Origin of the sequence: Roseomonas rosulenta (assembly GCF_016106005.1) — a bacterium.
Classification (GTDB): Bacteria; Pseudomonadota; Alphaproteobacteria; order Acetobacterales; family Acetobacteraceae; genus Neoroseomonas; species Neoroseomonas rosulenta.
The window spans coordinates 1-8,215 of sequence record NZ_JACADR010000206.1; the positions used below are offsets into that span (position 1 = coordinate 1).

The 8,215-nt window shown below is 72.4% G+C and carries 11 protein-coding genes; 2 read left to right on the plus strand and 9 right to left on the minus strand.

Annotation, left to right across the window (positions count from 1 at the left end):
- Positions 1-120: 120 nt before the first annotated feature.
- Both HW578_RS19450 and gluQRS read right to left on the minus strand, forming a co-directional pair.
- Entirely contained in the window at positions 121-369 is a 249-nt protein-coding gene (locus HW578_RS19450; protein WP_198372371.1) for a hypothetical protein, read from the minus strand.
- Between the two features lie 182 nt (positions 370-551).
- A complete protein-coding gene (gene gluQRS, locus HW578_RS19455) occupies positions 552-1,397 on the minus strand; it encodes a tRNA glutamyl-Q(34) synthetase GluQRS (protein WP_198372372.1) in 846 nt (281 codons plus the stop codon).
- A gap of 53 nt (positions 1,398-1,450) precedes the next feature.
- Here gluQRS and HW578_RS19460 point away from each other — a divergent pair, with 53 nt between their 5' ends.
- The gene (locus tag HW578_RS19460; RefSeq protein ID WP_369407934.1) at positions 1,451-2,107 is read left to right on the plus strand and encodes an alpha/beta hydrolase; all 657 of its coding nucleotides are present in this window, start codon (positions 1,451-1,453) and stop codon (positions 2,105-2,107) included.
- 184 nt (positions 2,108-2,291) lie between these two features.
- Positions 2,292-2,867, plus strand: coding sequence for an HNH endonuclease (locus HW578_RS19465; RefSeq protein WP_198372374.1), 576 nt, complete (start codon positions 2,292-2,294; stop codon positions 2,865-2,867).
- Here the strand turns inward: HW578_RS19465 and HW578_RS19470 are convergent.
- The 7 genes from HW578_RS19470 to HW578_RS19500 all read right to left on the minus strand — a co-directional run.
- Positions 2,834-3,871 (minus strand): radical SAM protein, encoded by a 1,038-nt coding sequence (locus HW578_RS19470; RefSeq protein ID WP_198372375.1) that lies wholly within the window; start codon positions 3,869-3,871, stop codon positions 2,834-2,836. The two genes, HW578_RS19465 and HW578_RS19470, sit on opposite strands and share 34 nt — an antisense overlap.
- Before the next feature lie 13 nt (positions 3,872-3,884).
- Positions 3,885-4,220: a hypothetical protein gene (locus HW578_RS19475; protein ID WP_198372376.1), complete on the minus strand. Its 336-nt coding sequence runs from the start codon at positions 4,218-4,220 to the stop codon at positions 3,885-3,887.
- Positions 4,221-4,536: 316 nt separating this feature from the next.
- Entirely contained in the window at positions 4,537-5,670 is a 1,134-nt protein-coding gene (locus tag HW578_RS19480) for a 2OG-Fe(II) oxygenase (protein WP_198372377.1), read from the minus strand.
- A gap of 268 nt (positions 5,671-5,938) precedes the next feature.
- Entirely contained in the window at positions 5,939-6,256 is a 318-nt protein-coding gene (locus HW578_RS19485; RefSeq protein WP_198372378.1) for a thiosulfate oxidation carrier complex protein SoxZ, read from the minus strand.
- Positions 6,253-6,681 (minus strand): thiosulfate oxidation carrier protein SoxY, encoded by a 429-nt coding sequence (locus tag HW578_RS19490; RefSeq protein ID WP_232479131.1) that lies wholly within the window; start codon positions 6,679-6,681, stop codon positions 6,253-6,255. Before HW578_RS19490 ends, HW578_RS19485 begins: the two co-directional genes overlap by 4 nt.
- A 2-nt stretch (positions 6,682-6,683) precedes the next feature.
- Positions 6,684-7,961, minus strand: coding sequence for an NAD(P)/FAD-dependent oxidoreductase (locus tag HW578_RS19495; RefSeq protein ID WP_198372380.1), 1,278 nt, complete (start codon positions 7,959-7,961; stop codon positions 6,684-6,686).
- Positions 7,962-7,971: 10 nt separating this feature from the next.
- Positions 7,972-8,215 (minus strand): c-type cytochrome (locus HW578_RS19500; RefSeq protein ID WP_198372381.1); only part of this gene is annotated, 244 nt, incomplete at its 5' end.

Below are 8,215 nucleotides of genomic sequence, written 5' to 3' on the forward strand. Positions count from 1 at the left end.
CCAGGGCGTCGCGCACGCAGCCGCCCACGGCGCGCGCGCCGGGCAGCGCCGCCAGCACCGCGGCGACGGCGGGCGAATCGAGGAAGTCCGGGCGGGGGATGATCTCGGCCGGGGTGTCGCTCATCGCCGCGGCTCGGCCTCGCTCGGGGCCAGGTCGCTGCGCTCGAGCTGCGCGGGGACGTAGTCGCGGCTGTGCTCCAGGCTGCGCGACATCCCGTACCAGATGGCCCCGCCGATCATCAGCACTGCGCCGAGGCCGCTGAGAACGAGCATGATGGTGCTGGGCTCGGTGGATGGGTTGGCGCGCCGCCACAGCCCGTAGGCGGCGAAGGGCGCGAGGAACAGCAGGATCTCGATCAGATAGGGCACGCGGCAGGATCACCTCTGGCGCGCCGGACGCAAGGCATCTCGCGCCGTGGGGCTGCGTGGACGGTCCGCGGGGGGGCGTGCTGCCCGGGCGGGGATCGGCCACGCGACGCCGCGCCCGGGTTCAGGCGGGCTGCGCCCGTCAACAGGCGCGGGGCCACTCGCCATGCGGCCCGCGCTGGTGGTCACGCCCCCGCCCTGCTCCGCACCTCGGCGGCACTGACGCCGGCCTCCCGCAGCTCCCGGATGGTCGCCGCCCGGTCCCGCTTGGCGAGCCGCCGGCCGGCGGAATCGGTCAGCAGCCGGTGATGCGCGTAGTCCGGTTCCGGCCAGCCCATCAGCTGCTGCAGCAGCCGGTGCAGGTCGGTGGCGGGCAGCAGGTCCTCGCCGCGCGTCACCAGCGTCACGCCCTGCAGCGCGTCGTCATGCGTGACGCACAGGTGGTAGGAGGCCGGGATGTCCTTGCGTGCCAGCACAGCGTCGCCGAAGCGCGCGGGGTCGCAGCAGCGGCGCTCGCCGTGCTCGCGGAAGCTGAGCGGCGCGGGCAACGTGGCCAGCGCCGCCGCCATGTCGAGGCGCAGCGCATGGGGTTCCCCGGCGGCGATGCGCGCCGCGCGCTGCTCGGGCGGCAGCCGTCGGCAGGTGCCGGGGTAGAGCGGCCCGTCCGGCCCATGCGGCGCGGCGGCGCTGGCGGCGATCTCGCGCGCGATGTCGCCGCGCGTGCAGAAGCAGGGATAGAGCAGGCCCCGCGCGGCCAGGCCGTCGAGTGCCACGCGGTAGTCGGCCAGGTGCTGCGACTGCACCCGCACCGGCCCGTCCCAGTCGAGGCCGAGCCAGGCGAGGTCCTCCAGGATCGCCACGGTGTACGCCGGGCGGCAGCGCGTGGGGTCGATATCCTCGATGCGCAGCAGGAAGCGGCCGCCTGCCTCGCGCGCCGCCTGCCAGGCGGCCAGCGCTGCATGCGCGTGGCCCAGGTGCAGCAGCCCAGTCGGGCTCGGTGCGAAGCGGGTGACGATGGCGGTTGCGCCCATGGCTGGCAGCGGGTAGCGGGCAGCCGCATCTGGTCGCAAGGGGGAGCCGCGTGGTGGAACTGGACGGGCCGCGCTTCGGCCCCGCCTCGGGCGGGCGCGCGGATGCGCTGGTGGTGCTGGTGCATGGGCTGGGCGCCGATGGGCACGACCTGATCGACCTGGCGCAGATCTGGGCGCCGGCGGTGCCCGGCGCGGTGTTCGTCGCGCCGCACGCGCCCGAGCGGATCGCGGGCCTGCCCCATGGCCGGCAATGGTTCGCGCTGTGGGATCGTTCGGAGGAACAGCTGCGCGCCGGGGTGCGCGCCGCCGCCGCCGCGCTCGGCGCCTTCGTGGCGGGTGAGGCGGAGCGGCTCTCCGTCCCGCCCGACCGGGTCGCGCTGATGGGCTTCAGCCAGGGGGCGATGACGGTGCTGGAGGCCGGGCTGCGCGGCGCTGTGCCGGATGCCGCCTGCGTGCTGGCCTATTCCGGCGGGATGATCGGCGGCGATGCGCTTGCGGAGGAGATCGTCGCCCGCCCGGCCGTGCTGCTGGTGCATGGCGAGGATGACGAGGTGGTGCCCGCCGCCGCGTCGCGCGCCGCGGAGGCGGCCATGGCCGCGGCGGGCGTGCCGGTGCGCGCACTGTATCGCCCGGGGCTGCGGCATGGGCTGGATGATGTCGGCCTGGCGGCGGGGGCGCAGGTGCTGCGCGGGCTGCTTCATCCCGGTTGAGCGCCGGCGCGACGCCGCGTGACAGGCTGTTGAAACCCGGCGGAGGCCGGCGCCGCAAGGGTTGCGGCCAGGCCCCCCGCATGCCAATGATGCGATGCAATCGCGGCGGCGCCACTGTATCTGGGGCCTTACCGCCGGGTCAGGCCCCAAGGTCTAGTTGGCGCGTCGCTGGAAGGAGCGGCGCTTGCCAGACGGCGGACACTTCACCGGCGGCCAGTCCTATCCTGCGCTCGTGCTGAACGCGGATTTCCGCCCGCTGTCGTATTTTCCGCTCTCGGTCTGGTCCTGGCAGGACGCGATCAAGGCCGTGTTCCTGGACCGCGTCTCGGTGCTGTCCGAGTACGAGGTGGAGGTGCACTCGCCCTCCCTCGCGCTGCGCCTGCCCTCGGTCATCGCGCTGAAGGAGTACATCCCCGCGGCGCGACGCCCGGCCTTCACGCGCTTCAACGTGTTCCTGCGCGACCGCTTCGAATGCCAGTATTGCGGCGAGGGGCGGCCGACCCACGAGCTCACCTTCGACCACGTGATCCCGCGCTCGCGCGGGGGGCGGACGTCCTGGGACAACGTCGTGACCGCCTGCGGGCCGTGCAACCTGCGCAAGGGCAACCACCTGCCGCGCGAATGCCGGATGATCCCGCGCCAGGAGCCGCGGCAGCCGACCTCGTGGGAATTGCAGGACAATGGGCGGGGGTTTCCGCCGAACTACCTGCACCAGTCGTGGCGGGACTACCTGTACTGGGACAGCGAGCTGGAGAACTGACCGGCGGTCCTGCCGGACAGCGCCTCGAACCAGTTGAATGCGGGCAGTGCCTCGGGGTCGAGCAGGCTTTCCTCGAACACGCGGCGGCAATGCGCGCGGAACCCGCCGTAGCCCTCGTTGCGCCAGCGCGCGCCGAGGGCCGCGAGCGGGGCATCGCCCAGGCGGCCAAGCGCATGTGCGCGCGGGAAGCCGTATTGGAGCGGCACCACCAGCCCGTCCGTTTCCACCACGAGCGTGTCCACCAGGGCGGCGAGCGGCAGGTCGCCCGGGACGGGCTCCGCATCGGCGTAGACGCGCCACGGCTCGGCGCGGATCAGGTCGCGGTGGGCCAGGTCGAGTTGCAGGGCGATTCGCTCTCCGACACGGTCCTGAAGCCGCATGAAGGCCAGGTAGGCGGCGTTGGCGACGAGTTCGTCCGGCTGCTGCCCGCGCGTTTCCACCGCGGCGCGGCCGGTCTCCTCCAGCGGATGCACCTGCAGCAGGGCCGCGCCGGACTCGATCGCGAAGGTCGCAACCCAGGCGAGGTCGTCCATGCTGTCGCGCGTGAGGGTGAAGATGAAGCCAAAGGGGATGCCGCTCGCGCGCAGCAGCGGCAGGCGCACCTGCATGCCGTCGAAGGCATGCGGGCCGCGCAGCGCATCATGTGTCTCCGGCCGCCCGTCGAGGCTGATGGCAATGAGGTCCACGAGCCCGGCCAGGCTGGCGACGCGCCGCTCGGTGAGCGGGATGCCGTTGGTGGTGAGCGTCGCGAGCATGCCGAGCGCGCGTGCCTGCCGCAGGACCTCCTGCAGGCCGCGATAGAGCATGGGCTCGCCGCCGGAGAAGCTGACGCGCCCATAGCCCTGCGCGCGTGCATCGGCGAGCGCGTCGATCAGTAGGCGCGCGGGCAGGGCGTCGCGTTCCTCGGGGCCCGAGAGTGAATAGCAGTGTCGGCACCGCAGGTTGCAGTGCCGGGTCGGATGGAGCTGCACGGTGCCGGTGCAGACGCGCTCGCACCCGCCCATGGCGCGGGCCGCCTCAGCCGAAGCCGGGGCCGACCTCGACCTCGATGCGCAGGATGTCGGGGCGCGGGATGCCCTTCGGGAAGATGTCGCGGATGCGCGCGCGCAGGCCGGCGGTGGCATAGATGCCGTCCACCACCTGGCCGGCCATCTTCACCGGGCCTTCGAGGGTGGCGACCACGCGGTCGATGATCGGGGGCTGGCCGAAGCGTTCCCAGTTCACCAGCCGCATCTCGCCGTGCTCGGCGATGGCGATGAGCTTGCGGAGACTTTCCTTGGAGATTTCGCGGGCCTTCAGCAGATCGTCCGGCTTGATGGCGGGATCGACCTGAGCTTCGTGAGCCTTGGACATCGCTTTCCACCTCCTGGTTTGGCGCACCTGTCTCGGCGCGTTGAGCGAAGGGTGGCGCGATCGACCTAGGGTATTCCATAAGTAAAATATCATATATTTCCGCGTGTATTCGCCTGCCAGCAACAACCCGAAGCCCCGGGCTGATCGTCGCTGCGTGACGCAAGGCCGTCCGCCGGCGGCACGCCGGGGATGCGCCGCCACGGAGCGCGATGAGCGCGCCGCGTGCTGGGCACGCAAAGCGGCGGGACGTGCAAGGTTTGCGCGCCCCTGGCGGCCCTGCCGGGGCAGTCACGGCTGCACCCGGTCCGCGACTGCCTCAGGCCGGGGCCCGGGACGCCGCCTTTGCCGGCCCGGCACGATAGTTCCCGAGCCCCTCGCCGAGCTTGTCGTTGTTCGTCTCGCGCAGCTTCGCCGCCGCCTCGTCGTACAGGAAGGGCAGGAAGGCGTAGCGCACCCCCGCCGTCACCGGCAGCGCCTGGTGCAGCAGGGAGCATGAGAACACCACCGCGCCCCCGGTCGGCGCGCGCCAGGACCGCTTGCCGTATTCGGGGAAGCGCAACTCGCCGCCCGCGAATTCCTCGGCGTTCAGGTTGATGGTGACCGCGAAGCGGCGATGCGCGGTGCCCGCCGTGGTGTTGTCGCGATGCGCGGCGAAGTGCCCGCGCTCGGCGGAATCGTAGCAGGCGACGATGTAGCGCTCCATCCGCGTGGCGTTGAAGTGGTGCACGCGCTTCAGCTCGGGCACGACGCGGCGCAGGATGCGTGCGCGGGCGGCGGCGCGCAGGCCCTCATCCTCGATGTTGCAGTCGCTGCGCCGCTTCATCGTGGGGTCGAAGATGCCGACGGTCTTGCCGTCCACCTCCTGCATGAAGCCCGAGGGGCTGCCGCCCTGCGCCTGGTAGTGGCCGATCAGCGCGCGGCAGAGCTCGGGCTCGAAGATGCGCGGCAGCACCAGCACCGGGGCCGGGATCTCGGTGCCGCCATGCGCCTCGGGCGGCGGCAGGGCGGCGAGGCTCGCCATGATCGCCTCGGCTTCGGCCAGTGGCCGCGCATCGATCACGCGCAGCATGGGGTCGAGCAGCACCCATGCCGGCGTGTAGATGGCCGGGCCCTGCGGCGCCGCCGGGTCGGGGCGCACCACGCCGACGTCACGCGCCACCGCGCCATCCAGGTCGAACAGGAAGCGGATGCCGGGCAGGTCCTGCACCAGGCGGTGCCCGGCGCGGTCGGCGGGGTCGGCGCTGATGCCGAAGAAACATGCGGTGTCGTCGTCGAAGCGCGCGCGGTTCGCTGCCACCGCGGCCAGCGCCGCCTGCGCGGCCGGCTGAGCCGAGGACCCCAGGAAGGCCATCAGGACGTATCGGCCCGCTACCGAGTGGAACGCGTAGCGCGGGTTGTCCGTGGAGGGCAGGGTGAACCAAGGAAAGGGATCGCCGGCAAGGAGCCTCATGGCGGCTTCGATACCATGGCCGCGCGCGGCCGTTCCAGGCGCCTGCGCCCCGTCCGGGCGCCGCGACGTCGCGCCATGCGCCCGCCGGCGACTTGATGCCCGCGGGTCAGCGCGCGCCGCGGCAGGGCAGCCTTGCGGGCGCGTTGCTCCGGCCCGGCCATGGCCTGGTGCCGTTGCCGTTCGCATTCGCTCACGACAACGCCTCCAGGGTCTTGTTGGTTCGGGCATCTTCATCGGATCGGGCGATGCCACCCGATCGGGATCGGTTCTAGGCGACGGTGACCCGTGCCTCCGCCCGCGCCGTCCGCCCGGCCTCGTCGGTCCAGGTGAAGTCGAAGGTGCTGGTGCGGTCCATGCGCACGAAGAACACGTGGTAGGGGTTGGCGGAGGTGCCGTTGCGGAACTCCGCCGCCAGCACCGTCTCCCCGTTCATGCGCACCAGCAGGCGTGTGAGCATGTCGCGGCGCGGGCCGTCGTGGCGCAGGCCGGTCTCCATCGGGTGCTCGATCAGGCTGCGGATCTCGATCACCTCGCCGGCGCGGGCGCTGCGCGGGATGCGGATGCGCGGTGCGCTGAGCGTGCTCATGTCAGGCAGCCGCCGGTGGTGACGCGGATCTCGGCGGTGGCGCGGCGCACGCGGCCGTCGTTCATCTGCGCGAGCACGATGATGCGCTGCGCCTCGGCCAGGCGGATGCGGGTCTGGACCTCGGCGCGCGCGAGCAGCGGCGTGAGGCGGAAGCTGGCCACGCCCGGCGTCGGGTTGGCGGTGGCAAAGACGTGGATGGCGGTGACGTGGTCTGCCGCCGTCATCGGGCTTTCGGCCAGGATGGTGACGGGCACCTGGCCGCCGTTCTCGGCCGTTGTCGGCGCGCGCAGGGTGATGCCGCCATCGGTTATCGCGGCATCGCCGACCGCCTCGCGCATGGCGGCGGCCAGCGCGTCGTCGGCGGTTGTGGCGGCGGCGGCCGCGGGCAGCAGCGCCAGCGCCAGCAGGGATCGTCGTCGCGTCATCATCAGCCGAACATGGATCGCGTGATGCTGTCGTACCAGGCATCGGCATACAGCGCCTCGAGCCGGCGCTGTTCCGGCAGGTCCCCGCGCGGGGAGACGCCGCCGGAATTGGGGACTTCCGTGATGGCGGTGCCGTCGGCGTTCGGGCGGAAGATGCCCACGACCGAGATGCCGTAGTTCTCGCCGACATGGCTGTAGCAGGTGTTGAAGTAGACCGCCTCGGGCGCCGGCTGGCCGCGGTGCAGCGCCACTGCGCTCGCCACCGCCTGCTTGGCCGTGGTGTTCGCCACATAGCCCGACTTCGGCATGGGGCCGGGGATGTTGGCGTCGCCGATCACATGGATGCCGGCCGCCGCGCGGGCCTCGAAGCTGCGGGTGTTCACCGGCACCCAGCCGGTGTCGTTCACGAGGCCCGCCTCGATCGCCAGCGCCGCGGCGGATTGTGGCGGGATCACATTCGCCACGTCCACCTTGTGGCGCGTGCCGAACTCGGTCTCGAGCACGCGCTCGCCGACATCGACCTTCACCACCTTGCCGTCGCGGTTGCCCGGCACCCATTCGATCATGTCGCCATACAGGGCGCGCCAGCCGTCCTGGAACAGGCCCTGCTTGCTGAAGCCCTCCTTGGCATCGAGCGCCAGGATCTTGGAACGCGGCTTATGGCGCTTCAGGTAGTGCGCGATCATGCTGATCCGCTCATAGGGCCCCGGCGGGCACCGGAAGGGGTTGGGCGGGATGGCGAGGCCGACGACGCCGCCATCGGGCATGGCCTCGAGCTGGCGGCGCAGCAGCAGGGTCTGCGCGCCATCGGCGGGAATCCAGGCGTGGGGCATGGTCTCGGCCGCGGCCTGGTCGTAGCCCTCGATCGCGCCCCAGCGCAGCGCGATGCCGGGCGACAGGATCAGCCGGTCATAGGCCAGCGCCTGGCCACCGGCGAGGCGCACCGACTTCGCCGTGGCGTCGATCGCGGCGGCACGGTCGTGGATCACGTCGACGCCGCGCGCGCGGAGCCCGTCATAGGAATGGGTGATCTGGCCGATCTGCCGTTCCCCGCCCAGCAGCAGGTTGCCATAGGGGCAGGTGACGAAGCGCGTCTGCGGTTCGACCAGCGTGACCTGCACGTCGGGGTAGGTGCGGCGCGCGAAATTCGCGGCCGAGGCGCCGCCGAAGCCGCCACCGATCACGAGTAGGCGCATCGCGCCCTGGGCGTGCAGCGGCGCGGGGGCGGCCAGCGCGGCGCCGCCGGCCAGCAGCGCGCGGCGGGAAAGGTTCGTCGTCATGGCGCGGCCTTCAGCGGATGCGGGAGAAATGCTCGGCCACGGCGGCGATCTCCGCCTCCGTATAGCCGCGGGCGACGCGCCCCATGATGGTGCCGGGGCGTTCATCAGCGCGGAAGGCGAGCATGATGGCGACCAGCTCGGCCCGGTCCCGCCCGGCGATCGCCGCGGCGCCCGGCACGCCGCGGCCCTCCGGCCCGTGGCAGCCGAGGCAGCCTTCGGCGGCGAGCGGCGCCTGCGCGGCAGCGGGCAGCGCC

Excerpts from the sequence above, each read along its gene's own strand:
- gluQRS (WP_198372372.1), bottom strand. The coding sequence starts at position 1,397 with ATGGGCGCAACCGCCATCGTCACCCGCTTCGCACCGAGCCCGACTGGG.
- HW578_RS19475 (WP_198372376.1), bottom strand. The coding sequence starts at position 4,220 with ATGTCCAAGGCTCACGAAGCTCAGGTCGATCCCGCCATCAAGCCGGAC.
- HW578_RS19470 (WP_198372375.1), bottom strand. The coding sequence starts at position 3,871 with ATGGGCGGGTGCGAGCGCGTCTGCACCGGCACCGTGCAGCTCCATCCG.
- HW578_RS19495 (WP_198372380.1), bottom strand. The coding sequence starts at position 7,961 with ATGACGACGAACCTTTCCCGCCGCGCGCTGCTGGCCGGCGGCGCCGCG.
- HW578_RS19480 (WP_198372377.1), bottom strand. The coding sequence starts at position 5,670 with ATGAGGCTCCTTGCCGGCGATCCCTTTCCTTGGTTCACCCTGCCCTCC.
- HW578_RS19485 (WP_198372378.1), bottom strand. The coding sequence starts at position 6,256 with ATGAGCACGCTCAGCGCACCGCGCATCCGCATCCCGCGCAGCGCCCGC.
- HW578_RS19490 (WP_232479131.1), bottom strand. The coding sequence starts at position 6,681 with ATGACGCGACGACGATCCCTGCTGGCGCTGGCGCTGCTGCCCGCGGCC.